At 63.4% G+C, this 25,324-nt stretch carries 25 protein-coding genes; 12 read left to right on the plus strand and 13 right to left on the minus strand.

Features of this window, described 5'->3' with window-relative positions:
• Nucleotides 1-185: 185 nt before the first annotated feature.
• Both RPB_RS22595 and RPB_RS22600 read right to left on the minus strand, forming a co-directional pair.
• Entirely contained in the window at nt 186-1,211 is a 1,026-nt protein-coding gene (locus RPB_RS22595) for an SAM-dependent methyltransferase (protein ID WP_011443351.1), read from the minus strand.
• Entirely contained in the window at nt 1,208-2,047 is an 840-nt protein-coding gene (locus RPB_RS22600; protein WP_011443352.1) for a DUF1295 domain-containing protein, read from the minus strand. The genes RPB_RS22595 and RPB_RS22600 overlap by 4 nt, the downstream gene beginning before the upstream one ends.
• A 196-nt stretch (nt 2,048-2,243) precedes the next feature.
• Here RPB_RS22600 and RPB_RS22605 point away from each other — a divergent pair, with 196 nt between their 5' ends.
• The 3 genes from RPB_RS22605 (at nt 2,244) to RPB_RS22615 (ending at nt 5,070) form a co-directional block, all read left to right on the plus strand.
• Nucleotides 2,244-3,242: a hypothetical protein gene (locus RPB_RS22605; protein WP_011443353.1), complete on the plus strand. Its 999-nt coding sequence runs from the start codon at nt 2,244-2,246 to the stop codon at nt 3,240-3,242.
• A gap of 241 nt (nt 3,243-3,483) precedes the next feature.
• Nucleotides 3,484-4,509: a peptidoglycan -binding protein gene (locus RPB_RS22610; protein ID WP_011443354.1), complete on the plus strand. Its 1,026-nt coding sequence runs from the start codon at nt 3,484-3,486 to the stop codon at nt 4,507-4,509.
• 117 nt (nt 4,510-4,626) lie between these two features.
• On the plus strand, nt 4,627-5,070 hold the full coding sequence (locus RPB_RS22615) for a GNAT family N-acetyltransferase (RefSeq protein ID WP_041799005.1): 444 nt from the start codon (nt 4,627-4,629) through the stop codon (nt 5,068-5,070).
• A gap of 220 nt (nt 5,071-5,290) precedes the next feature.
• Here RPB_RS22615 and RPB_RS22620 read toward each other — a convergent pair whose 3' ends face one another.
• On the minus strand, nt 5,291-7,216 hold the full coding sequence (locus RPB_RS22620; RefSeq protein ID WP_011443356.1) for an ABC transporter transmembrane domain-containing protein: 1,926 nt from the start codon (nt 7,214-7,216) through the stop codon (nt 5,291-5,293).
• Nucleotides 7,217-7,434: 218 nt separating this feature from the next.
• Here RPB_RS22620 and rpmE point away from each other — a divergent pair, with 218 nt between their 5' ends.
• Entirely contained in the window at nt 7,435-7,662 is a 228-nt protein-coding gene (rpmE, locus tag RPB_RS22625; RefSeq protein WP_011443357.1) for a 50S ribosomal protein L31, read from the plus strand.
• Between the two features lie 125 nt (nt 7,663-7,787).
• Here rpmE and RPB_RS22630 read toward each other — a convergent pair whose 3' ends face one another.
• Nucleotides 7,788-8,303, minus strand: a complete 516-nt coding sequence (locus RPB_RS22630; RefSeq protein WP_011443358.1) for a DUF1465 family protein — start codon at nt 8,301-8,303, stop codon at nt 7,788-7,790.
• A 451-nt stretch (nt 8,304-8,754) separates the two neighbouring features.
• A complete protein-coding gene (locus tag RPB_RS22635) occupies nt 8,755-8,946 on the minus strand; it encodes a DUF1192 domain-containing protein (RefSeq protein ID WP_011443359.1) in 192 nt (63 codons plus the stop codon).
• Between the two features lie 111 nt (nt 8,947-9,057).
• Between RPB_RS22635 and RPB_RS22640 the strand changes: the two genes are divergently transcribed.
• The gene (locus RPB_RS22640; RefSeq protein WP_011443360.1) at nt 9,058-10,056 is read left to right on the plus strand and encodes an NAD(P)H-quinone oxidoreductase; all 999 of its coding nucleotides are present in this window, start codon (nt 9,058-9,060) and stop codon (nt 10,054-10,056) included.
• Between the two features lie 112 nt (nt 10,057-10,168).
• Nucleotides 10,169-13,045, plus strand: coding sequence for an EAL domain-containing protein (locus RPB_RS22645; RefSeq protein ID WP_011443361.1), 2,877 nt, complete (start codon nt 10,169-10,171; stop codon nt 13,043-13,045).
• 44 nt (nt 13,046-13,089) lie between these two features.
• Here the strand turns inward: RPB_RS22645 and RPB_RS24375 are convergent, their stop codons facing one another.
• From RPB_RS24375 to RPB_RS24755, 3 genes are read right to left on the minus strand one after another with little or no spacing between them, the layout of a single operon-like run.
• Nucleotides 13,090-13,719 carry a methyltransferase domain-containing protein gene (locus RPB_RS24375; RefSeq protein WP_011443362.1) on the minus strand — a complete coding sequence of 210 codons (630 nt, stop codon included), beginning with the start codon at nt 13,717-13,719 and terminating at the stop codon, nt 13,090-13,092.
• Entirely contained in the window at nt 13,716-14,420 is a 705-nt protein-coding gene (locus RPB_RS25310; protein ID WP_011443363.1) for an endonuclease/exonuclease/phosphatase family protein, read from the minus strand. Before RPB_RS25310 ends, RPB_RS24375 begins: the two co-directional genes overlap by 4 nt.
• The gene (locus tag RPB_RS24755; protein ID WP_157038887.1) at nt 14,417-15,517 is read right to left on the minus strand and encodes a LysR family transcriptional regulator; all 1,101 of its coding nucleotides are present in this window, start codon (nt 15,515-15,517) and stop codon (nt 14,417-14,419) included. Before RPB_RS24755 ends, RPB_RS25310 begins: the two co-directional genes overlap by 4 nt.
• A 229-nt stretch (nt 15,518-15,746) precedes the next feature.
• Between RPB_RS24755 and RPB_RS24760 the strand changes: the two genes are divergently transcribed.
• A complete protein-coding gene (locus RPB_RS24760) occupies nt 15,747-16,310 on the plus strand; it encodes a hypothetical protein (protein ID WP_157038888.1) in 564 nt (187 codons plus the stop codon).
• Between the two features lie 951 nt (nt 16,311-17,261).
• Entirely contained in the window at nt 17,262-17,738 is a 477-nt protein-coding gene (locus tag RPB_RS24765; RefSeq protein WP_011443367.1) for a hypothetical protein, read from the plus strand.
• A 95-nt stretch (nt 17,739-17,833) separates the two neighbouring features.
• Here RPB_RS24765 and RPB_RS22665 read toward each other — a convergent pair whose 3' ends face one another.
• Nucleotides 17,834-18,490: a YqgE/AlgH family protein gene (locus RPB_RS22665; protein WP_011443368.1), complete on the minus strand. Its 657-nt coding sequence runs from the start codon at nt 18,488-18,490 to the stop codon at nt 17,834-17,836.
• A 133-nt stretch (nt 18,491-18,623) separates the two neighbouring features.
• Between RPB_RS22665 and RPB_RS22670 the strand changes: the two genes are divergently transcribed.
• Nucleotides 18,624-19,451: a protein-disulfide reductase DsbD domain-containing protein gene (locus tag RPB_RS22670; RefSeq protein ID WP_011443369.1), complete on the plus strand. Its 828-nt coding sequence runs from the start codon at nt 18,624-18,626 to the stop codon at nt 19,449-19,451.
• Between the two features lie 25 nt (nt 19,452-19,476).
• Here the strand turns inward: RPB_RS22670 and RPB_RS22675 are convergent, their stop codons facing one another.
• Nucleotides 19,477-20,391 carry a LysR family transcriptional regulator gene (locus RPB_RS22675; RefSeq protein ID WP_011443370.1) on the minus strand — a complete coding sequence of 305 codons (915 nt, stop codon included), beginning with the start codon at nt 20,389-20,391 and terminating at the stop codon, nt 19,477-19,479.
• 137 nt (nt 20,392-20,528) lie between these two features.
• On the opposite strand from RPB_RS22675, the gene RPB_RS22680 reads away from it, so the two are divergent.
• Both RPB_RS22680 and wrbA read left to right on the plus strand, forming a co-directional pair.
• The gene (locus RPB_RS22680) at nt 20,529-21,227 is read left to right on the plus strand and encodes a pirin family protein (RefSeq protein ID WP_011443371.1); all 699 of its coding nucleotides are present in this window, start codon (nt 20,529-20,531) and stop codon (nt 21,225-21,227) included.
• Nucleotides 21,228-21,436: 209 nt separating this feature from the next.
• Nucleotides 21,437-22,036, plus strand: coding sequence for an NAD(P)H:quinone oxidoreductase (wrbA, locus tag RPB_RS22685; protein ID WP_011443372.1), 600 nt, complete (start codon nt 21,437-21,439; stop codon nt 22,034-22,036).
• A 54-nt stretch (nt 22,037-22,090) separates the two neighbouring features.
• On the opposite strand, the gene RPB_RS22690 is transcribed toward wrbA, so the two are convergent.
• From RPB_RS22690 to styA, 3 genes are all read right to left on the minus strand, one after another.
• On the minus strand, nt 22,091-22,579 hold the full coding sequence (locus RPB_RS22690; protein ID WP_011443373.1) for a flavin reductase family protein: 489 nt from the start codon (nt 22,577-22,579) through the stop codon (nt 22,091-22,093).
• Nucleotides 22,580-22,582: 3 nt separating this feature from the next.
• On the minus strand, nt 22,583-22,882 hold the full coding sequence (locus RPB_RS22695) for an EthD family reductase (RefSeq protein WP_011443374.1): 300 nt from the start codon (nt 22,880-22,882) through the stop codon (nt 22,583-22,585).
• A 124-nt stretch (nt 22,883-23,006) separates the two neighbouring features.
• Nucleotides 23,007-24,257 carry a styrene monooxygenase subunit StyA gene (styA, locus tag RPB_RS22700; protein WP_011443375.1) on the minus strand — a complete coding sequence of 417 codons (1,251 nt, stop codon included), beginning with the start codon at nt 24,255-24,257 and terminating at the stop codon, nt 23,007-23,009.
• A 111-nt stretch (nt 24,258-24,368) separates the two neighbouring features.
• Here styA and RPB_RS22705 point away from each other — a divergent pair, with 111 nt between their 5' ends.
• Nucleotides 24,369-25,295, plus strand: coding sequence for a LysR family transcriptional regulator (locus RPB_RS22705; RefSeq protein WP_011443376.1), 927 nt, complete (start codon nt 24,369-24,371; stop codon nt 25,293-25,295).
• Nucleotides 25,296-25,324 lie beyond the last annotated feature (29 nt).

Here is a 25,324-nt window from a genome sequence, read left to right on the forward strand (position 1 = left end):
TACCGCTGGACGGCATTGCGCCGGATCAATTTTGCCGCCTCGCGGAGCCCTCCGAACGCCACGATGATAGCGTGTAGTTATTTGAACGTTAATCGTTTTTCGCCGCGAACGTGGACCGGGTCGACGGACTCACCAAGTCGTGACCAGTTCCAGTGGTGCGGACGCATTGCAGCATCACAACCGACTCACACCGGCTTCAGCCGGTAGTGGCTGACCCCCCATTCGTCCCCATCGGCGTAGCCGAACAGGCCGGAGGTGGCGAGGAAGAACCAGCGCCAGCGCCGCATCCACAGCGCGGTGTCGTCGCCATAGACCGGGCGCAGGATCTTTTCGATCTCGTCCTGGTGCGCGTCGAAATTGGCGAGCCAGTGCTCGGCAGTCTGCTGATAGTGTCGGCCACTCCAGCGCCACTGCTCCTCGACGCTGAACAGATCGGCATATTGCCGGATCAGCTTGTGGCTCGGCATCACCCCGCCGGTGAAAAAATGCTGCGCGATCCAATCCGCGCGGTCGGCGCGATCGAACAGATAGGCGCCGCAGCGGTGGGTGAAGATATGCATGAAGAACAGACCGCCGGGCTTCAACCAGCCGTGGATCCAGGTCAACAGCTTGCGCCAGTTCATCATGTGCTCGAACATCTCGACCGAGACGATGCGGTCGAACTGCGCGTGCGGCTCGAACACATTCATGTCGCTGGTCACGACCTGCAGATTCGGCAGGTCGCGGGCGATCGCCTCGGCTTCGATGTAGTTGCGCTGCGACGCCGAATTCGACACGGCGACGATGCGGGCATACGGAAACCGTTGCGCCATCGCCAGCGACAGCGAGCCCCAGCCGCAGCCGAGTTCGAGAATGCTCTGGCCGTCGCGCAGATCGGCGTGGTCCATCGTCAGCCGCAGCGCTTCCTCTTCGGCCTGCGCCAGCGTGGTGTCGGCTTCCCGATAGAAACACGACGAGTATTTGCGGTGCGGGCCCAGCACCTTGCCGAAGAACGCCGCCGGCACCTCGTAGTGCTGGGCGTTGGCGGCGTCGGTGTGCTCGGCGACCGCGCGCGCCGCCATCTCGCGGGCGAAGGCGGCGTCGGCGGCCTCGTTGCCACGTGCCATCTTGGCCGCCGTGCGCGCGCACAGCCGGTTGATCGCGACGCGGATCACCGGATCGGGCAGCGGAACGCGTTCGGCGGCCTCGATGATCGAGGAGATCAGACTCATGACGTTGCAGGACCTCTCGACACGGGGTTCCCCGGCGGCAGCGGAAAGAACTTGCTGGTGCGCGCCTGATACGCCTTGTAGCGCTCGCCGCGGGATTTGAGCATCTGCTCCTCCAGCGGCGGAATGCCGGTGAGGTGCACCAGGATCCAGTACATGAACAGCGGCGCCAGCAGCGCGGCGTAGCCCCATGGATAGGACAACGGATCGGCGAACGGAATGGCGATCACCGGATAGGCCAGCCAGCCGAACCATTCGAAGAAGTAGTTCGGATGCCGCGACCAGCCCCACAGGCCGGCGTCGCAGACCTGGCCCTTGTTGGCGGGATTTTGGCGGAACGCCTTCAGTTGCGAATCGGCCAGCCCCTCGCCGGCGATGCCGATCACGAGAATCAGGATGCCGAGCCAGTCCTGCAGCCGCAGGTCGCCCGCCGGCGCGCGCGCCGCAACGAAGATCGCGAACACCAGCGGGATCGAGCCGTAGGCCTGCTGCTGCAGGAAGACGAACATCTTCTTCGGCGCGTCGGCGCCCCAATCCTTGGCGAAGGCGGCATAACGCGGATCATCGCCGATATGCCGGCTGCGCGCGGCAATGTGCGAGCCGAGCCGCACCGACCAGGCGACGACAAGCGCCGCCACCAGCCATTGCCGCGCATTCGCCTCCGCGCCGTCGACCGACCACAGCGACGCGGCGGCGCCGGTCAGGCCGAGCGAGAACGTCCAGATCGTGTCGACCCAGCCGGAATTGCCGGTCTTCTGCTGCACCACCCAGGCGCCCGCCATCAGCGCCGACAGCGCCAGCCCGATCGCCACCAGAGCCTCGAGATATAAAACCGTCATCAAATCATCCTTGATCGCCGCGCCACGTTCCCCGCAAATACGCGATCGTTCAAGTCCCGGTTTCAGCGGCCGGTTCCGCGCTGCGCGGCGTGGCGCAGGGAGGTGCGGGATAACCGCTGCCGAGCCTTCCTTCCGCGTCGCACTGTGCCATATTGATGGAAACAACCCTCCCGGCAAACCGGAGATCGAACGCGCGATGGCATCTGGCCCCTCTTCCCGCCCGGCGATGGAGATCGAACTCACCAAGCTGTCGTCGCCGCGGATTTTCCTGGTGCGGATGCTGGTGTTTCTGGTGCTGTGCGCGCTGATCACGGTGGTGCTGTACAAGCAGGTCATGGCCGCGTTCATGGCCAATCCCGGGCTCAACGGTCTGATCTGCCTGGTGCTGCTGATCGGCATCGTGCTGGCGTTCCGGCAGGTGATCCGGCTGTATCCCGAGGTCGCCTGGGTCAATACATTCCGCATCAGCGATCCGGGTCTGGCGATCGAGCGGCGGCCGACGCTGCTGGCGCCGATGGCCGCCCTGCTCGGCGGCGAACGCAGCGGCCGAATCACGATCTCGCCGCAGATCATGCGGCATCTGCTGGATTCGATCGCGACCCGGCTGGACGAGGCGCGCGACATCTCGCGCTACATGACCGGACTCTTGGTGTTTCTGGGCCTGCTCGGCACGTTCTGGGGCCTGATCGAGACGGTCGGCGCGATCGGCGGGGTGATCGGCGGGCTGAAGGTGACCGGCGACGCCGGCTCGCTGTTCGATACGCTGAAAGAGGGCCTCGCCGCGCCGCTCGGCGGCATGGGCATCTCGTTCTCGTCGTCGCTGTTCGGCCTCGCCGGCTCGCTGGTGCTCGGCTTCCTCGATCTGCAATCGAGCCAGGCGCAGAACCGGTTCTATACCGACCTCGAGGACTGGCTGGCCTCGACCGTGCGCGGCGCCACCGCCGACGGCGGCATCGCCGGCAGCGGCGATCTGCAGAACGCAATCGAACGGCTGCGGCTGACGCTGGAGGACGGCGGTGCCAACCGCGCCACCACCGCGGCGATGGCCAACCTCGCCGACGCGATTCAGAATCTCGTCGCCCATATGCGCAACGAGCAGCAGATGATCCGCGAATGGGCCGACGCCCAGGGCGAGCAGAACCGCGAGATCAAGGACCTGCTGACCGCGATGGTGCGCCAGCGGGAGAAGAACTGATGGCGGCGGTGCGCGAACGGCGCGCGCCTCACCTCTCCCCGCGTGCGGTGCCTCACCTCTCCCCGCGTGCGGGGAGAGGTCGGATCGCATCGCCAGATGCGATCCGTGTGAGGGGGCGCCTCGCCGAGGCCGAGCGGCTCAGACTCGCGGAGACGCCCCCTCACCCCACCCCTCTCCCCGCGCGCGGGGAGAGGGAGCGCGCTGCCGTCGTTGCGGAGCTGCGGCTCACAGGAGCTCATTAATGGCGCTGGCCCGCGGACGGCGGCAGGAGACAGGGTTCAACTACTGGCCGGGATTCGTCGACGCGCTGTCGACGCTGATCCTCGGCATCGTGTTTCTGCTGTCGGTGTTTCTGGTGGTGCAATTCTTCCTGTCGCAGGAGGTCACCGGCAAGGACAAGGCGCTGCAGGAGCTCAACGCCCGGATCGCGCAGCTCAACGATCTGTTGTCGCTGGAGAAGCTCGGCAAACTTGATATCGAGGAGCAGCTGTCGCAAGTCCGCGCCGGCCTGTCCGCGGCGCAGAGCGAGCGCGACCGCGTCAAGGGACTGTATGACGGCCTCGCCGGCGCCGGCAGCGACGCCGCCGGCCGCGCCGGCGAACTCGGCAAGGCGCTGGAATCGGAGAAGCAGCTTTCGGCCCGGGCGCTGGCGCAGGTCGAGGTGCTGAACCAGCAGATCTCGGCGCTGCGCCGCCAGCTCGCGGCGCTGGAAGAGGCGCTGGAGGCCACCGAAAGGCGCGACAAGGAATCGCAGGGCAGGATCGCCGATCTCGGCCAGCGGCTGAATCTGGCGCTGGCGCAGCGGGTGCAGGAGCTGTCGCGCTATCGCTCGGAATTCTTCGGCCGGCTGCGCGCGATCCTTGGCGACCGCCCCGACATCCGCATCGTCGGCGACCGCTTCGTGTTCCAGTCGGAAGTGTTCTTCGACACCGGACAGGCGCTGCTGCTGCCCGAAGGCCGCGCCGAACTCGACAAGCTCGCCGCCGCGCTGACCGAACTCGACAAGAAGATCCCGTCGGAGATCCCCTGGGTGCTGCGCGTCGACGGCCACACCGACCGGCGGCCGATCACCGGCGTGTTCAAATCGAACTGGGAGCTGTCGAGCGCGCGCGCGATCTCGGTGGTGCAGTATCTGGTGTCGCTCGGCGTCCCGGCGCAGCGCCTGGTCGCCGCCGGCTTCGCCGAATTCCAGCCGCTCGACACCGCCAACACAGATGAGGCCTACCGCCGCAACCGCCGCATCGAGCTGAAGCTGACGGAGCGGTGAATGGCATTGGCACCTATCAGCCGTCATGGCCGGGCTTGACCCGGCCATCCATCACGGGAAATGATTTCGAAGAAGATGGATGCCCGGATCAAGTCCGGGCATGACGATTGTGCACATATGACGCCCTTCACCCTCCGCCCCTATCGCGACGCCGACGAAGACGCCGCGATCGACCTGTGGCACCGTACCTGGCAGCTGGCTTATCCGGCGATCGATTTCGACAAGCGTGTCGACTGGTGGCGCGCGCGCTGGCGCGGCGAGTTGGTCCCCCAAGCCGCGATCGTCGTCGCCGAACAGGACGGCGCGCTGACCGGCTTCGTCACCATTGATGCCTCGGGCTATCTCGATCAGCTCGTGGTCGGCCCGGAGCAATGGGGCACAGGCCTCGCTGCCGCACTGGTCGACGAGGCCAAGCGGCTGTCACCGCGCGAAGTCACCCTCAAGGTCAACGCCGACAATGTTCGCGCGCTCAAATTCTACCAGCGCGCCGGTTTCATCACCACCGGCGAGGAGGTGAACTCCTCGGCCCGGCCGGTGCTGAACATGCGGTGGGCGCCGTGAGCAGCCGAGAATTGCTAGGCTGGCCTCATCACAAGCACGGTCTGTGAGGCTGCGCTCCAAGTAATCGGCTGGTCCTCTTCCCTTCTCCCCTTGTGGGAGAAGGTGGCGCAGGCGGAGCCTGCGACGGATGAGGGGTGCCTCGAATGCCGTGCTTGCGGCACCCCCTCACCCGGCTTCGCTTTGCGAAGCCACCCTCTCCCACAAGGGGAGAGGGTTACGACTACGCCGCCTCGAATTGCAGCTTGGCCAGCCGCGCGTAGAGGCCGCCGCGGGCGACGAGCTGGGCGTGGGTGCCTTGTTCGACGATGCGGCCGTTTTCCATCACCAGGATGCGGTCGCAGGACAGCACGGTGGCCAGCCGATGCGCGATCACCAGCGTGGTGCGGTCACGCATCAGTCCCTGCAGCGCGGTCTGCACCAGCGTCTCGCTTTCGGCGTCGAGCGACGAGGTCGCCTCGTCGAGCAGCAACAGCGGCGCGTCGCGCAGGATGGCGCGGGCGATGGCGATGCGCTGGCGCTGGCCGCCCGACAGCGTGACGCCGCGCTCGCCGAGCTGGGCCTCGAAGCCGTTCGGCAGCCGGGTGATGAATTCGGTGGCGTGGGCCTGCTGCGCGGCGCGCTCGACATCGGCGTCGCTGGCGTCGTCGCGGCCGAACCGGATGTTGTCGCGCGCGGTGGCGGCGAACACCACGGAGTCCTGCGGCACCAGCGCGATCCGCTCGCGCACCGCCTGCGGATCAGCCTGCGCGATCGGCACGCCGTCGATCGAAATCGTGCCGGCGGCGGGGTCGTAGAACCGCAGCAGCAGGTGAAACAGCGTGCTCTTGCCGGCGCCCGAGGGGCCGACGATCGCCACCTTCTCGCCGGCTCTGATCGACAGCGACAGACCGTTCACGGCGAGATGATCCGGGCGCGTCGGATAGGCGAAGGAAACATTGTCGAAGGTGACCTCGCCGCGCACCGGCACCGGCAGCGGGCGCGGCTTCGCCGGCGCGGCGATCGCCGGCTTGATCCGCAGGATCTCGAACAGCCGCTCGGCGGCGCCGGATGCGGCGGAGACTTCGCCCCAGACTTCACTGAGCTGGCCGAGGCTGGAGGCGGCGAACGCCGCGTACAGGATGAACTGGCCGAGCCGGCCCGGCGTGATCGTGCCGGTGGCGATGTCGTTGGAGCCGACCCACAGGATCGCCACCACGCTGGCGAACACGATGAAGATGATGATCGCGGTGAGGATCGCGCGGGCCTGGGTCGAGCTGCGCGCCGCCTCGTAGGATTGCTCGACCTCGGCGCCGAACCGCGCATTGGCGAGCCGCTCGTTGGTGTAGGCCTGCACCGTGCGCATCGCGCCGACCAGTTCGGAGGCGAAAGCGGAAGCGTCCGCCAGCGTGTCCTGGGCGTTGCGCGACAGCCGCCGTACCCAACGGCCGAACGCCACCAGCGGAATCACGATCAGCGGAATCGCCGCCAGCACGAAGCCGCTCAAGCGCGGGCTCGAAATCACCATCATGGTGATGGCGCCGGCGAACAGCAGGATGTTGCGCAGCGCGATCGACACCGAGGCGCCGACCGCGGATTTGATCTGGGTGGTGTCGGCGGTGAGGCGCGAGATCAGCTCGCCGCTGCGCGCCGAATCGAAGAACGACGGCGACAGCGCGGTGAGATGCCGGAAGACGTCGCGGCGGACGTCGGCGACGATCCGTTCGCCGATCGTCATCACCAGATAATAGCGCGCGGCGCTGGCGACGGCGAGCACGCCGACGACGATCAGCATCACGCTGAAGTAGCTGTTGATCAGCTCGATGCCGTCGCCGGAAAAGCCGATATCGATCAGCCGGCGCACCGCGAGCGGCACCATCAGCGTGGTCAGCGCGGCGACGATCAGCGCGGTGAGCGCCATCAGCGCCCGGCCGCGATAGCGCGCGACGTAGGGCGCCAGCGCCAGCAGCGGGCGCAGCCGGCCGCGCCTGGCGACGTCCTCGACCGCGCTGACATCGGCGTCGGCGCGCAGCGTGCCGGTGCGCGGCCCGACATTCTCGGTGGCCGCGATCGCATCCAGCGACAGGGCGATCGCCGAGGTGGCCGGCTCCAGCACCTTGGGCTCCAGCCCCTTGGACTCTGAGCTCTGCCGTTTGCTTGCTGTCGTCATCGGAACTGCCAATCGAACTGCGACATCGTTGAATTAGAGCTTTTCCAGCCGATCCCCACATAGGCCCCAACCGCTGCAGCTGGCAAATCCGGGACATTGCGGTATTGAGGTCCTGACCACGTCGAAACCTTGTCTTACCGGCCCCGCTGCGATATAGAGCGCGCAAATTCGCCCGACATCATCGCGACCGTGGCGCCATCGCGCGCAAGGGATATCCCATGAAGACCGAAATTCACCCGGATTATCATAACATTACTGTCGTCATGACCGACGGCACCGAATATCAGACGCGATCGACCTGGGGCAAGGAAGGCGACAAGCTGAACCTCGATATCGACCCCCGCTCGCATCCGGCGTGGACCGGCGGCACCCAGCAGGTGCTCGACCGCGGCGGCCGCGTCTCGCGCTTCCAGAAGAAATTTTCGGGCTTTCTCAAAAAAGATTGATGGTCGCGCGGCTTCGGCCTCGCCATCCGGCCCCAGGAATCGAACCCAGGAATCGAAAACGCCCCGCAGCTTGCGGGGCGTTTTGCGTTTGCGAAGGGGCGCTTCGACAGCGCGGGCCGTCCGGCTCAGCGCTCGAACGCCGCCTTGAGCATGTTCAATTGCGGCACCAGCGGGTTCCCGATCGCGGCCCGCTCCGACGGCGGCGGCAGGTGCATCGAGGCATCGAGCCGCCGAATCCGCGCCTGCAGGCTCATCGACCGGGCGATCAGCGACTGCAATTGCTCGGGCAGCCGCTCCAGCATGTCCGGTGCGCCGGGATCGGCGGCCGACAGCTTGACCTTGGACTTCTCCCGGTTGGCCTGGATCAGCGTCATTTCGCCTTCCTTCACCGCCCGGTGCAGCAGCAGCCAGGATGCGAGCTGCATCAGCCGCGTGGTCAGCCGCATGCTCTCGGTGGCGTAGGTCAGGCTGACCGTGCGTTCGAGCATCTTGGCCTCGGCGCGGCCATCGCCGTCGAGATAGGCGGCGGTTTCCTCGACGAGATCCATCCCCTCGCGGAACAGCGCGGTGAAGGCCGCCGAATTGGTGAGCCGTTCGCTCAGAACGACGAGCGGGGCTTCGCTCTGCGAAACTTCCGACATGGTAGACGCCTCACGCTATCGATTACGCCGCCGGCTCAGACGCCGACTTATGATGAACAAATCATTGCGCGGGCGACGCCGGGAGTCCAGCGCGCGCGCTTGCAACGGTTAACGCCGGCGGCGCCCGGATGATCACCACGGCGGGTGACGACCCCGTGACAGGGTTAAAAAAGCGCAAAAAAGAGCCGCCGTTTCCGGCGGCTTTGAAGTTGATAACAGGGAGGCGTCAAAACAGAGTGGACAGGAGCCACTCGGTCCAAAGATGGACAATCGAAGTAATACACCGGAAAGCTTAATCGCTCGTAAATGAGCGACTTTGTTGACAAAGCATTCGCCATGCGCCACGCGCGCAAGCGCTGTGCCACAACGAGACAATCGGCGACGCGGCGCAGCCGCATCACCCGCGGCATCCGGCCACGGCTGTTAGTTCGGTCGAGGCGGCAGGCGGCGCTCAGGCCTTGAAGAAACGGTCGGCGGCTTCGCGGGTGGCGCGCTTCATCGTCATCGCCGCCTGCAGCCGGGCGACCTCCTCCTGAAGCAGCCCGACCCTCGAGGCGAGTTCTTCGACCGACAGCAGCGACAGATCCTGCCCGATCTCGTGACTGATTTTCCTGCTCGGCTTGTCGTCGTCCTCGATCGCCATCGCGTCCCTCACGCCGTTCGTGATCCGGTCCGGTTGCCAGCCGCGCCGCGGCTGTCTAATCAGGCTGTCTCATCAGATGGCACCCGCCACCCCGCCAGCCAAGGACAAATCATGGAACCGGTCCCTTCGCAAATGACCGTGATCGGGATCAGCAAGCCCGGCGGACCCGAGGTGCTGCTGCCGGAAACGCGCGCCGTGCCCACGCCCGGCCCCGGTGAAATCCTGGTCAAGGTCGCGGCGGCCGGGGTCAACCGTCCCGATGTGGCACAGCGCTCCGGCAGCTATCCGCCGCCGCCCGGCGCCAGCGACCTGCCCGGCCTGGAGATCGCCGGCGAGGTGGTGGCGATCGGCGACGGCGCGACCCGGCACAAGCTCGGCGACAAGGTGATGTCGCTGGTCGCCGGCGGCGGCTATGCCGAATATTGCATCGCGCAGGATGCCCAGGCGATGACGGTGCCGGCCGGCTTCTCGATGATCGAGGCCGGCGCCACGCCGGAGACGCTGATGACGGTGTGGCACAACGTGTTCGAGCGCGGCGCGCTGCAGCCCGGCGAAACCCTGCTGGTGCATGGCGGCTCGTCCGGCATCGGCACGATGGCGATCCAGCTCGCGGTCGCATTTGGCGCCAAGGTGATCGCCACCGTCGGCGCGCCCGACAAGGCCGAGGCCTGCCTGAAACTCGGCGCCACCCGGGCGATCAACTACAAGACCGAGGATTTCGTCGCAGCCGTCAAGGAAACGACCAGCGGCAAGGGCGCCGACGTGATCCTCGACATGGTCGGCGGCGACTACATCGAGCGCAATTACGATGCCGCCGCAATGGACGGCCGGATCGTCCAGATTGCGTTCCTCGGCGGCGCCAAGACCACGGTGAATTTCACCAAGCTGATGATCAAGCGGCTGCACCACACCGGTTCGACGCTGCGGCCGCGCAGCAATGCCGACAAGGCCGCGATGGTCGCCGCGATCGAGACCAGGGTGATGCCGCTGCTCGCCGAAGGCCGGATCAAGCCGCTGATCGACGGCACCTTCGCGTTGCAAGACGCCGCCGCCGCCCACCGGCGGATGGAGACCAGCCAACATATTGGCAAAATTGTGTTGACGGTCTGAATCGGTCCCCGGTTGTTACGCCTATGTTTTCTCCGGGTTTCATGTCATTTATCCGTCGTCGGACACGCGCGGGGGCCGCGCTTCCAGACCGGTGTGAACGCGGAGAACTGACTTGCGTCTGACCCGATGCCTTGCGCTTCTGGCGCTCGGCTTGATGATGATTGCGGCCGCCCCGCAGGCACATGCGCTCGACGCCGTCAGCGTCCGCAGCGACGCGCCGGCGATCGACCTCACTGGCGTGCTCGACCACCAGCGCAGCGACACCGACCGCATCCAGATCTCCACCGCGCCGGGCAGCGACGGCATCGTCCGCCGCGTCGAGGTCCGCGCCCGCGAGGGCGGCCAGAACTGGGTGGTGTTCGCGCTCGCCAACAACACCGACGATCAGCTCGACCGCCTGATCGTCGCGCCGCATTACCGGATGGTGTCGTCCGGCCTGTTCTGGCCCGACCTCGGCCTGTCGCGGATCGCGACCATCACACCCTCGACCGGCGACCGCCCCGAACGTCAGGACTCCGGCACCGCCGACATCTTCCGCGTCACGCTCGACCCCGGTTCGGTGATCACCTTCGTCGCCGAATTGCGCACCGACAAGCTGCCGCAGCTGTATCTATGGGAACCCGAGGCCTACAAGGACAAGGTCAACTCGTTCACGCTGTACCATGGCATCGTGATCGGCATCTCCGGCCTGCTGGCGCTGGTGCTGACGATCCTGTTCGTGGTCAAGGGCAGCATCATGTTCCCCGCCGCCGCGGCGCTGGCGTGGGCGGTGCTGGTCTATATCGGCATCGACTTCGGGTTCTGGAGCAAGGTGTTCGACATGTCGGCGGGCGCCGAGCGGGTGTGGCGCGCCTCCGGCGAAGCGATCCTCGCCGCGACGCTGCTGGTGTTCCTGTTCGCCTATCTCAATCTCAGTCGCTGGCACGTGCGCTACTCGCACATCACGCTGGGCTGGCTCGCCTTCCTGGGCTCGCTGGTGGGGCTGGCGCTGTTCGACCCCGCGGTCGCGTCCGGCATCGCGCGGATGTCGCTGGTGCTGATCGCCTTCGCCGGTTTCGGGCTGGTGGTGTATCTGTCGACCCACGGCTTCGATCGCGCGGTGCTGCTGATCCCGACCTGGTTCCTGCTGGTGATCTGGGTGATCGCGTCCGGCATGGCAGTCGCGGGCTCGGTCACCAACGACATCGTCGGCCCGGCGCTGCTCGGCGGCCTGGTGCTGATCGTGATGCTGATCGGCTTCACCGTGATGCAGCACGCCTTCGCTGGCTCGGGCGCCACCGGCGGCGTGGTGTCGGACGTCGAACGCCGGGCGCTGGCGCTGATCGGCTCCGGCGACCTCATCTGGGACTGGGACGTCTCCGCCGACAAGGTGTTCACCAGTCCGGAGACCGAGGCGCTGCTGGGCCTGAAGCGCGGCGCGCTGGAAGGCTCGGCGGCGAGCTGGCTGGAAGTGCTGCATCCGCTCGATCAGGACCGTTTTCGCGCCGCGCTCGACTCGGTGCTCGACCAGCGCCGCGGCCGGCTGACCCAGCATTTCCGGCTGCGCACGCCGGACGGGCACTTCATGTGGTTCGCCCTGAAGGCGCGGCCGGTGGTCGGCGCCGACGGCGAAGTCACCCGCGTGGTCGGCACGCTGACCGACGTCACCGAGGCCAAGAACGCCGAAGAACGGATGCTGCACGATTCGGTGCACGACAATCTCACCGGCCTGCCGAACCGCAAGCTGTTCATGGACCGGCTCGGCGCGGTGGCGAATTTCGCCAAGACGATGCCGACGCTGCGGCCGACCCTGATGGTGATCGACCTCGACCGCTTCAAGCAGGTCAATGATTCCGTCGGCATCGCGGTCGGCGATTCCATCTTGCTGACTCTGGCGCGCCGTCTCACCCGCATCCTCAAGCCGCAGGACACGCTGGCGCGGATCGCCGGCGACCAGTTCGGCCTGATCCTGCTGTCGGAGCAGGACCCCGCCAAGATCACCGCCTTCGCCGAGACCATCCGCAAGACCATCAAGGCGCCGATCGCTTTCAACGACCGCGAGATCTTCCTCACCGCCTCGATCGGGCTGGCCTTGAGCGACCCGCAGACCCAGCTCTCGGACGAGATCATCAAGGACGCCGAGCTGGCGATGTATCACTCCAAGCGGATCGGCGGCGACCGCATCGACGTCTACAAGCCGGCGATGCGCGCACGCAAATCCGATCGCCTGACGCTGGAATCCGAACTCCGCCGCGCCATCGAGCGGCAGGAGATCACCATCCTGTATCAGCCGATCGTGCGGCTGGAGGATCGCTCGGTCGCCGGCTTCGAGGCGCTGGCGCGCTGGGACCATCCCAAGCTCGGGCGGATGGCGCCCTCCGAATTCATCGCGATCGCCGAGGAGATCGGACTGATCGTCGAGCTCGGGCTGTTCGTGATGGACCAGACCGCCAAGCAGCTCGCGATCTGGCAGCGCGCGATGCGCGCGCGCGAGCCGATCTTCGCCAGCGTCAACGTGTCGTCGCGGCAATTGCTGCGCCACGACCTGCTCCACGACATCCGCACCGTGCTGTCGCGCTCCTCGATCGCCCGCGGCACGCTGAAGCTCGAACTCACCGAATCGCTGGTGATGGAAAATCCGGAGCACGCCGCCCAGATGCTGACGCGGATTCGCGAACTCGGCACCGGCCTGTCGCTCGACGATTTCGGCACCGGCCATTCGTCGCTGGCCTATCTGCAGCGCTTCCCGTTCGACACCATCAAGATCGATCAGTCGTTCGTCCGCACCACCAGCCGCGGCACCCGCCCGGTGATCCTGAAATCGATCATCGCGCTGGCGCACGATCTCGGCATGGACGTGGTGGCGGAAGGCGCCGAGACGGATTCGGACGCGGTCGAATTGTATCAGCTCGGCTGCGAATACGCCCAGGGCTTCGCCTTCGGCGAGCCGATGGACGCCGACGCCGCGATGCGGCTGCTGACGGAAGAACGTCTGGAAGCCGCGAGCTGAGGATCATGGACAATTTCCCCCCAATGCCACTAAGCATTCCTCACTTAATATTTCGTTTTGCCAGTGGCTGTCTTCCTAAATACAAGCACACTGACATCCGGCCGGACTGAGAATGGACTACTTTGTAACACCAACGGAACACTTCCAAAGCAAGCTCGAATCTCCCCTTCCGAAATTCCACGTTGGAATGTCCCCCTCTTCGGTGAAGAAAGATAGCCATCACGGAACCTCACCCACCCTTTGCGATGGGCCTCCTGCTCTATCGCCCTCGGCGACCGTGCCGCTACCACCAGGAGACCGCCATCTCGCGCATGAGCGAAAAGCTTCGCACACAGCTGGCGGCGCTCCATATCGTCAGCGATCACATTCAAAACGAAAAGGCAAGAAACGAGGTCATACTCGCCAACAGGTGCTTCTTCGAAGCCAAATTGAGGATGAGGATCATAACCTGCAGCTACTAAACCATGAGCTCTGTAAAAGGCTACATCCTGACCTACTCCACAGCCAAAATCGAGAATCGTGCGTACATTAAACTGCTGCAAAGTACCTGAAGACAACAGCTCCCGCGCCACCGGTGAAGCCTCTTTTCGCTGCATAGCAGTCCGCGCCGGCTGAAGCGGCCTTCGATAGTCAATCGGCGCGGCGTCAAATAGGTCGAACTGCTTCCGATTCATTTTCTCGTCTCCAAGGACAACCGCATTCCGCTGTGGTCAGTGAATGCCCACGAGCCCGTCCTCGCCTCGTGAATATAACTCGCTTGCGCTGACGATCGTAGCGCCTCTGAGCAAAGAATAAAATCACATCGGAATTGGACCAACCCCCCGCGTAGATGTCGCTCAATTGTGAACTCTTGCGGTGGGCTTTCACCCAAGACGTCAAAGAGGCCATGACGCTTCATAAGCTCTCGGAGTACGCGACGTTCACTATCAAGTGTCCAAGAACTAAAGGCCCCGTTGAACAGTCCATCACGATCATACGGAGCAAGATTGAAATCTCCACCTATGACGATATTGTTATTGATTGATTTGTCCAGAAGCCTAAGCATGCACTCGAGCTGCTGGCTTCGTTTGGCGCCCTGGTATGCTGAAAGGTGCACGTTCAACACCGTAAGCGCATTGAGGGTTAAGCCAAGAACAAATGGCTCATCACAGAATACTGCAACATTGCCGATGGCCGGCCCCACAAATGCAGACAAATCGCGCGACACGTAAATTGGCACAGTATGAGCAAGACGATCAATCTCAAGTATACGTCGAGCAAAAGTCTCCTGCAACAACACCAAGTCCGCGGAGGGCGACGAGACCAATCGTTCCAGTGATCGAATTGCGGCTTTGTTCTGCCCACGCTTACGCAGATTTTGCCAAACAAAGTTCATTGAACCGCGTCAAGCTGAACATTGTCAAGCCAGCTATCTATTACCGCAATGCACTGCCTAACCGGGTGTTCTTTTGACAACGACGCGACGAACTCTTCGTTGGTCATAAACGTTACCATACTCTTGTGTTGCACATCGGCGAGGCTAAAGTAGCGTGTCAATGGCGCATCGCCATTCGCTGAATCGTAAAACCGCTGGAAGTGGCCATCGTACACTCCTTTCAAAACAAACATTCCAGCATCATGCAACCTAAGGCGCATAATCTCGAAAGCGAAATGAACGTCATCGCACCATTCCACAACATTTATTTGCTGCTGAATTTCGGCAACACTGGAAACACCGAGATTCTCGCGGACGAAATCGAAGACTACTCCAGAAGTTGGAAGTATGAGCGGGATTCTCTCGGCAAATATATCTTTGATCGTAAGCTGGTCGTTATTAGTTGTGTAGTTTAGCATAAATCCAAACGTATCTTCTCTTATTGTTCTGACTTTGAGCCCGACTTCCTGCACAGAAGACTCACCAATTTTTACTGTTCGGCCCCCGAATGCACAGTCGACCTCGCGTTTGAGGACGCTTTCTTCTAGCTTTCCCGTACGCAAGTGAACAAGACGGCTTTCGAAGCTCTGGCGCTCACTATGCAATCGGGGAACAAGCCCTTTGACTAGATTCAGCAAGAACGTCGTGAGCCCAACGTGGACAACGAAGCGGCCGTCAGATGTTACCTTTTCCGTAAACTCTTTGAGAGCCAGCAAGCTGCTTTCCGCGAGCTCAAATGCAGCTCGTCCAGCTGGTGTGAGGGGGTTTCTCCCCCTTCCGGCCTTGCGGTCGAATAGCTCAGACTTTAGGATTGTGCTGGTGTGATTTCGCAAGCTTTCCAATGATTTCACAACGCTAGACTGGTGCTTGGGCTGGAGCTGCTTCGTCACCTGAGAGATTGATCCGGCAGAGCCCAGTACGTATAGGAGCCGGAGTTGCTCAAGCGTTATTTTGAACAGCTCGGCATTACGCTCGTCTCTCACAAAGGTATCCAGGGAGGTTACCTGACTACGTTGCGCGGAACGGCCCGAACCGACTCCAGGATTCGCCTTTGCCATTGGAACCGTCCTAATCGATTGGTTGTGTTTATAACATTTTCGACCAATTATCGTCAATCGGTGCCTCAAAGACAGATAATCCAACCTTTTCACTAAGATCATTCAGCGGCAGATTTCGCTTGTCACAACGACAGAGCGAGATCTGGTCATGTGCGATTTTTGCGAGGAGTTCAGACGTCCGCTGACTGAGAAATCGAGGATTTCTTGCGAGCGAGATGGATTTGTAGTGATGCCCACCATCGGCTGCTTCGTTGACGGGTACAGCCTCGTTTTGCCAAGAAAGCATGCCGTATCGTATGCATCGCTCCCTCATGGCGAGAGGCAGGCGGGCTTGGCTTTAGCCGAAGATGCGCGTGAGCGACTCGCTCAATTGTACGGCGATTTTATCATTGCAGAGCATGGCGCCGCCGATAGTTGCGATCTTGGCGCAGGTTGTTGCGACCATGCCCATCTGCATCTGATCCCAATGGGGAAACGCTGTTCGGCGGTCCGGAATGCTTTCCTGGAAGCTGGAGCCGAGCCTTCGGTCTGCGGCGACACAGCCGCTTTCGAGAATTATCGCGGCGATCCCTATATAATGCTATCTACCGATCGAGGTCGTTACGAGTTTTGGCGCGCAACACACAAGTTTGGCCGACAATTTGTTAGGCGCGTATGTGCAGACCTCCTTGGCATTAGCCCCTATTTCAATTGGCGCGAGCATGCATTTGTCGATCGTATGGTCCGGACAAAGCTCGCATGCAAAATGCTTCTCCCTCAAGATTTGAATAACTTGCGGCGCCGAAGTGCTTAAAAGCTTGTCGGGAATGCTCACATGTTGTTGCAAACTCTGAGTCTCGATCAACTCCTTTGCCAAGCCGAAGCCGACCGTTACCCAAAGTGGAATACGATGTGCTTGCTTCGCAGCTTGGGCGGAACCACGCTGAATGCAGTGCTCCTAGACCCGGATCAAATCATCCCTTCCACTCCCGGGGTAAGGGGCGTGCTTCAACATTTTTCCCAAGTAATCGGGAACAGTCGAGTCATGATAAGAACAGACAGGCGGAAGGAAAATGCATCATACGTGCGGGGGGGTAATAGCTATTCCCTCGACCAAGCTGCTGAATATACGACTCAATTGCTTACAGCCGGAAGGGGCGTTATTGCGCTAGAACCAACGAATCGCTTGACAAATTTGACCACAATCAACTTGGGCGTCGATGGCGATGGATGCTGGCGCGCGGAGATCCTTGGCCCCGGTTTTGATGCTAGCGATCTACAGCGAGGCGATACGATCCCAGAATTCGTTTGCTATGGACTACCGATGCACCCAGCTCAATATTCCCACATCAGAGCTCACAATTTTTCGATAGAAGTGCTCTCAACAGTCTCAATGGAAGAGAGGACAAAATCGCGACTACATAGCATCTGCCAAAATGTTCTCCCCAGCTTTGGAGCCGACTTCCGAGGATCCGCGGACAGCGAAGCCCGCACTCGCACTTGGCTCCTGCAGCACGGATACACGTCGGCTCTTCGCCCAAGGTTCGCTAGCTTCCCGTTCAATGCATTTAAGCGCGTTTTTGAGATGGGACAGTTGGTTTTTCAGTATCGCTTCAATCGGCAGAAAACGAGTGCCTTCGTGTTGTCATCAGGGATACTCGCAGATTATCGACTCGTATATTGGGACATAGCAGATGCATCGAACAAATGGGCGGCATGAGGAATTCCAATGCGTCTATGTAATTCTGAAAGATTGAACAGACTCATGGAACTCGGTGATCTGCGTATAGTAGCGGATGAAAATCGGATTGTATTTCTTGACGATTTTCGAATCGGACTTCGGCTGCAAAACAGACTTCAACAGATAGAGGGACCGATCAATCTATCACAAGATTCTCCTCCAGCAGCAATTGAGCGGCCATTGGCTCCAAGGGGAATGATGCGTGGAGAATGGGGACTCGCATTTTCCGTTGAACGTCTTTCGGTCTCTGAGAGACTGATCGGATTTTTGAACACACGTTCGAAGTATGCCCGTCTTGGCTTGGAAACTATGGGGTCATCATGGCTAATTGCGCCGGGATTTGGATACAATGACCCGACAAGCGTGGTCTTTGAAGTCATCGCCCACAACGATCTTACGGGATTTTCGTCCCATATCTCATATGCATACACTATGTTCTTCGAACTCGATCATCCTGTCCGCCTCGATGGTCGAAGCTATGGCGGGCGTTTCCCGCACTAGCCGGATAGAGTCGAAGACGAGTCATTACGTCAGAGCTGATTCTGAAATGGTGCACCGATTGGTCGCAATATAAATGCAGTTGCCTCGAAGACACTTTAAGCGTGGCCGGCTTCGGCCGACAGCATGCCCGGCTCGATGCCGAGCTTGTGCAGCGCGCGGTCGTATTTCTCTTCGATGTCGTTGCCGAACACCAAATCCGCGTCGGCGTCGCAATGCAGCCAGCCATTGTCCTGGATCTCGGTCTCGAGCTGGCCCGGCGCCCAGCCGGCATAGCCGAGCGCCAGGATGGCGTGCTTCGGGCCGGCGCCGCTGGCGATCGCCCGGAGGATGTCGACGGTCGCGGTCAGAGAAATGCCGTCATCGATCGGCAGGGTCGCGTCCTTGATGAAGAAGTCGCTCGAATGCAGCACGAAGCCGCGGCCGGTTTCCACCGGCCCGCCCCGCAACACCTTCATGGACTCGGCGTGATCCGGCAGCTTGATCTGCTCGGGCTTCTCGACGATGTCGAGTTGCACCAGCAATTCGGGAAAATCGATGCTGCCGGCGGGGCGATTGACGATGATGCCCATCGCGCCTTCCGAGGAATGCGCGCAGATGTAGATCACCGACCGCGCGAAGCGCTCGTCTTCCATCACCGGCATCGCGATCAGCAACTGACCGTCGAGATAGTCGCCCTGCTCGATCGGCCCCGCGTTGCCGGGCTCTCGGCCCGATCTATCGCCTGACTTGGGTCTTTTGGACTTAGTCACCATCAGGGATCCTCGCGTTGCATCATTATCCTGATATTGGGTGCGCATCCTGTCAATCAACCAGTCGCCGCAGGCTGGCCGCCGAATCACGGCCAATTCAGTGGTTCTTCCTGGTCCCAGTGCGTAAATACGTCACATGATCGCAATCGTTCCGCTCCGCGCGGCCCTGCTCACCGCTCTCCTCGTCGTCTGCGCCGGCGCGCGCGCCGACGACGCCTCGCCGTGGATCAATGAACCCTATTCCGCCGTGCGGCTGCTCGCCGGGTCGCGCAGCGGCGCGGTGCTGCTGGGTGGAATTGCGTTCCAGTTGCAGCCGGGCTGGAAGACCTATTGGCGCACCCCGGGCGATTCCGGCGTGCCGCCGCGGTTCGACTTCTCCAAGTCCGACAATGTCGAGGCGGTGACGATCCTGTGGCCGGCGCCGACGGCCTTCCCCGACGGTGCGGGCGGCACGTCGCTCGGCTACGAGTCGCATGTCGTGCTGCCGCTGCGCATTGTGGCGAAGAATGCCGACAAGCCGGTGACGCTGCGCGCCGCGATCAGCTACGCGGTGTGCGAGAAGCTGTGCGTTCCGGTCGAAGCCAGTGCCGAACTCGCCTTCAACAACGTGGCGAGTACGCAGGACAGCGCGCTCGCCGCGGCGCTCGACACCGTTCCGGTACCGGCCAATGTCGGCGATCCCAATCCGCTGACGATCCGCGACGTGGTGTTGCGCGGCGATACCGAAGTGTGGGTCGATGTCGTCGCGCCTCCGGCGAACGAGGTCCGCCTGTTCGTCGAAGGCCCGACGCCGGACTGGGCGCTGCCGATCCCGAAACGGAGTCCGAATGCACCGGAGGGCGTGCAACGCTTCACCTTTCCCCTCGAAGGTCTGCCTTCGGGCGCGCATGCCGAAGGCGCGGCGCTGAAATTCACCCTGGTCGGGCCGGAGAAATCCTACGAGTTCAACGTCAATCTGAACTGAGCGCGTCGCGCCAGCACGCGCGCGCTCAGCTCGGGAGGCGGCGCTTCGGCCCCAGCCGGTCGGCCAGGAACGCCGCCAGCACCTCGACCCGCGCCGGCCGGGGGCCGCCGGGCGGCATCACCAGATGCACCGAGCCTTCGCGCTGGTGCCAGCCCTGCAGGATCACCTCGACCGCGCCGGCAGCGATGGCGTCGCCGACGATGAACTCCGGCAGATCGGCGATGCCGAGCCCCGCGATCACCGCCGGCAGCACCGCCTCGCCATTGTTGACACGGAGCGGGCCGGACGGCCGCACCGACGCCTGTTCGCCTTCCGCATTGGTGTAGGTCCAGACATTCGGCGTCGACAAATAGGCGTAGCCGAAGCAGCGATGCGCGGCGAGATGCATCGGATGCGTCGGGCGGCCGTGCTGCGCCAGATAGGCCTTCGATGCCACCGTGTAGCGCGGCATCGCGCACAGCCGCCGCGCCACCAGCGACGAATCCGGCAATGAGGCGATCCGCACGCCTGCGTCGAAGCCCTCGCCGATCAGATCGACCATCGCATCCGACAGATGCAGGTCGATCGAGACCTCGGGATAGGCGGCGAGGAAGTCCGGCAGCAGCGGCGCGATCACCTTGACGCCGAAGGTCATCGGCACCGCCAGCCGCACCAGGCCGCGCGGCGCGGCCGACTGCGCCAGCGCCTCGCTTTCCGCCGCCTCGCCGTCGGCGAGCAATTGCGCGGCGCGCTCGGCCAGCCGCTGGCCGGCGTCGGTGAGCGCCAGCCGCCGCGACGTCCGATTGAACAGCCGGGCGCCGAGCCGCGCCTCGAGCCGCGTCACCGCCTTCGACACCGTCGCCTTGGACAGCGCCAGCTCGGCCGCGGTGGCCGCAAAGGATCGCAACTCGACGACCTTGGCGAAGATCGCCAGCGCTTCGAAATCCGGCAGCTTGGTCATGCCTCAGCTCGCATTAGGACGTTATTGGAAACAATTAGTTTCAATCATTTCTATTTCTGAAATGCAAGCGAGCCACTATTCCAATACCCAACACCTCACCGGCGCCCGATGACGGCGCCAAACACGGGAGATTTCCCATGATCGAAGTTCGACCCTTCAACAAGCTCGGCGGCGCCGACCACGGCTGGCTCAAGGCGCGGCATCACTTCTCGTTCGCGAGCTATTACGACCCTGCCAAAATGGGCCACGGCGCCCTGCGGGTCTGGAACGACGACGAGATCGCTCCCAACACCGGCTTTCCGCCGCACCCGCATCGCGACATGGAGATCATCACCTATGTCCGCGACGGCGCCATCACCCACGAGGATTCGCTCGGCAACCGCGGCCGCACCGAGGCCGGCGACGTGCAGGTGATGAGCGCAGGCTCGGGCGTGCGGCATTCGGAATACAATCTGGAGCCCGAGACCACCCGGATCTTCCAGATCTGGATCGAGCCGACGCAGGCCGGCGGCCAGCCGACCTGGGGTTCCAAGCCGTTCCCGAAGGCCGACCGCTCCGGCAAGCTCGTCACCATCGCCTCCGGCCTCAAGGGCGACCATGACGCACTGCCGATCCGGGCCGATGCGCGGGTGCTCGCCACCACGCTGAAGGCCGGCGAGAGCGCCGAATACGACGCCGACGCCAGCCGGCATCTCTATCTGGTGCCGGCGGCGGGCAGCGTCGAGGTCAACGGCGTCCGTGTCGATGCCCGCGACGGCGCCGCGATCCGCAACGAAGCCAGGCTGACGATCACCGCGCTCGAAGACGCCGAGCTGGTGCTGGTCGACGCGGCGTAAGGCTGCAGCCGCAAACCCGAAGCGGCGCCGTGCGTTGGCATGGCGTCGCATCGCTTCCCTCAGGTCATGCGCGGGCTTGACCCGCGCATCCATCCTTCTTCGCAAGAGAGTCCTGACGAAGGAGATGGATGGCCGGGTCAAGCCCGGCCATGACGGCTGACTAACAACTCGACGACTCCCCACCCATCCCCACCCCAACGGAGACTCCCATGGCGAAGGTTCTGGTTCTTTACTACTCGGCTTACGGCCACATCGAGACGATGGCCAATGCGGTCGCGGAAGGCGCGCGCGAGGCCGGCGCGACGGTCGATATCAAGCGCGTCCCCGAGCTGGTGCCGCCGGACGTCGCCAAGGCGTCGTACTACAAGCTCGACCAGGCCGCGCCGGTCGCGACCATCGACGATCTCGCCAATTACGACGCGATCATCGTCGGCACCGGCACCCGGTTCGGCCGGATGGCGTCGCAGATGGCGAACTTCCTCGATCAGGCCGGCGGGCTGTGGGCGAAGGGCGCGCTGAACGGCAAGGTCGGTGGCGCCTTCACCTCGACCGCGACCCAGCACGGCGGCCAGGAAACCACACTGTTCTCGATCATCACCAACCTGCTGCATTTCGGCATGGTGGTGGTCGGCCTCAATTACGGCTTCCAGGGCCAGATGACGCTCGGCGAAATCACCGGCGGCGCCCCTTACGGCGCGACCACGCTGACCGGCGGCGACGGCGCGCGGCAGCCGAGCGCCAACGAACTCGCCGGCGCGCGCTATCAGGGCAAGACCATCGCCGAGACCGCGATCAAGCTGCACGGCTGATCGGCCGCGACGGGCGCGGTGCGCGATCCCGCGCGCCGCACCCAGCCGGGCCGGTCAGGCGTCGAGCGCCGGCACACCGGCGCCGGCGTGATAGCGGCTGCCGAAGAACACCAGCGGTGCGTCGTCGCGATGATCGCAGGCGGTGACCTCGGCGATCAGCATCAGATGATCGCCGAGCTCGATCTGTCGCACCAGGCTGCAGGCGAAGAAGGCGAGACAGTCGGGCAGCCGCGGCAGCGCGTCGGTCCATTCGTAGCGAAGGTCGTGGCGGGCAGCGCCGCGGCCGGCGAAGTGGCTGGACAGCGCTGCCGCGGTGTCCGCCAGCACGTTGACGCCGTAGCGGCCGCTCGCCGTGATCGCCGCCCGGGTACGGCCGGGCTTCGCCAGGAACAGCACCGTCGGCGGCGACAGCGTCACGGTGACGAAGCTGTTCACCGTCATGCCGCAGACCTCGCCGTCTCGGTCGAGCGCCGTGATCACCGTCACGCCGGTGGCGAAGCGTGACGCCGCCGCGCGAAACCGCTCCGGATCGGCGCGCGGCATCGCTCAGCCCTCCACCGCATAGTGCATCAGCTGCGCACCCTTCGGCGAGTAGTTCGGCACGTCGGCGGCGACCTTGGCGCCGATCTCCGATTGCAGCGCCTGCCCCATCGCCTCGGCGCTATCGAACAACGCGGTGAACACACAGAACGGCGCATCGCCGGGCCCGAGCGGCGCCGGGAAGCCGTAGGCGCAGGATCCCAGCCCGGGCAATTGCTTCGCCAGCGGCACGTGAATCTTGACGTAGTAATCCTTGAAGCGGGCCGGATCGTCCGGCGGCGGATACAGTACGGTGAGGCAATGCATTGGTCTTCTCCATCAACTCTCTCTCCGTCATTGCGAGCGAAGCGAAGCAATCCAGCGCAGTGCACCGAGCTGGATTGCTTCGTCGCTTCGCTCCTCGCAATGACGGGGTTTAAGCCCACACCACTCACGCCGCCTGCGGCTGCTGCGCGCGCTCGGAGCTGGCACGCGCGATCCAGGCCTCGATCCGTCGCGGGGTCGAAATCCGGTCCCACTGCACTTCCGGATAGTTGAAATTCTCGGTGAATTCGTCGGCCAGCGCCTTGTTCTGGCCCATCGTGCCGAGCAGCGCACCGAGCGATGGCGACGGCGGCGCCAGCATCAGATTGGTCCAGCGCGACGCCGCGAGCACACGGTCCTGCCGTTTCAGATCGACCTTCTCGCAGAAGCGGACATCCAGTACCTCGCTGGCGACGATCTCCTCGCCGAGCACGAAGGCGGCGTAAGAAGCCATGTTGGCGCCCTGCCCCATCATCGGGTCGACCACCGAATGAACGTCGCCGAGCGCGATCGCACATTTGCCGTCGGGAAATTCGAACGTGGTGTTGCGCACCGTCGGCACCACGCCGCCCTGCAGCAGATCCTGCTCCTGCGCGAGGTCGAAGCGCGCGGTGTCGATCCGGTCGAACGTCGTCGGGTGATGTTTCTCGAGCTTCGCCAGCAACGTGTCCAGGAAATGCGCCCGGTTCTTCGCATAGTCGAGCGTCGCGAGGTCTTCGAGATCGCCGCCCGGCACATTCTCCATCAGCAGCGCGGTGGCGATGCCGTCGAAGGTCAGGGTCGGAATCACGATCATCTCGCCGTGGCCGGGTGAGACCGACAGCGTGACATTCATCGGGTTGTTCTGCCGGACGCCCTTGTACAGCCCGACACAGAGGCGACGTTGCGGCTGGGTGTAGGGCGTGAGATCCGGACGATACGGAAACAACTGCCCGAAGCCGCCCTTGCCGGTCGACACCACCAGCAGCTCGAAGCGATCGACCAGCGCCGGGATATCGTCTTCCTCGATCCTGCGGCATTCGATCTTGCCGCCGCGGCGCATGAATTCCTCCATCAGCACCGGCAGATAGACGCGGTAGTCCACCGCGCGGCTCGGCCTGCTGAAGTCGCCGCGAAATCGCAACGGCTCGGGAAAATTGAAGACGTGGTCGTGATACGTGTAGTGCAGCTCGGCGGCCGACCACTGATCGATGCCGAGATAGTGCTCGCGCGCGAGGGTGACGTGATGGTGCGCCACGGTATTGAGCAGGCGACTGTCACGATAGTCGGACGGCTCGCGATCGGTGATGATGACGGCGTCGACGCCGTGTTTCTGCAGGTACAGGGCCAGATGCAGGCCGCCCACGCCGGCCCCGATGATTCCGATCGTCCGCTTCATGTCAGCCTCCCTTGGATGAGTTGTTGTTCTGGTTGATCGCAGCGTAGGAGCGGCCTTGACGGGCGTCTACGGAATGAACAGGATATGATTTATTCCACTCAGGAATGATCGATGGATCGTCTCGATTGCCTCAGAGCGTTCGTGAAGACGATGGAAGGCGGCAGTTTCTCCGGCGCCGCCAAAGAGCTCGGTCTCGGCCAGCCGGCTGTCAGCAAGCGGATCGCATTGCTCGAGAAGGAATTCGGCTCGCAGCTATTCATGCGCAACACCCGCAAGCTGACGCCGACCCGGGAGGCCCACCGCATCTACGACCTGGCACGGCAGGCGCTGAGCTGTATCGAGATGGCGCGGGCGAGCATCGCGGAGGCGCCGGCGGTGCCGACCGGGATGTTGCGGCTGGGCGTGCCGTCGTCGTTCGGCCGGCACTACATCATGCCGGTGATCGAGCAATATCTGCGCGACTATCCGCAGGTGAAGGTCGACATCCGGTTCAGCGAACAGACCGTCAATCTGGTCGAGGACGGCATCGAACTGGCGTTGCGGATCGGTGATCTGGAGTCCAGCTCACTCAAGGCGCGGCGGATCGGCCTGGTGCGGCGTTTCCTGGTGGCGACGCCGGCCTATCTGCGCCGGCAGCCGCAGCCGCAGCTCCCCGGCGATCTGAAGAACCTGCATTGCATCGCCTACGCGCGGCTGTCGCCGGCCAACCAATGGGCCTTCGACTCCGAGCTGGGGCGCCATGTCGTGCAAATCTCCGCCTCCATTATGGTCGACGACGCCGATGCGATGAAGCAGGCGGTGCTGCAGAATCTCGGCGTCGCCATTCTGCCGGCGTGGAGTGCCGCCGATGCGGTGCGAAGTGGCGAGATGGAGATCGTGCTGCCGGAATTCGCCGTTCCGGCGCTGCCGTTGAATGCGGTCTATGCCGACACGCAATGGATGTCGCTGCGGGCCCGATGCTTTCTCGACCTGCTGATCGCCCGGTCGCACCGGTTCAGCGAGGATGTCGACGGCGCCGGGCCGCCCCGCCGCTTTTAATGCAGATGCATCTAATTCTGCATGGCAGC

The sequence above is a fragment of the Rhodopseudomonas palustris HaA2 genome, assembly GCF_000013365.1.
Taxonomy (GTDB): Bacteria; Pseudomonadota; Alphaproteobacteria; order Rhizobiales; family Xanthobacteraceae; genus Rhodopseudomonas; species Rhodopseudomonas palustris_J.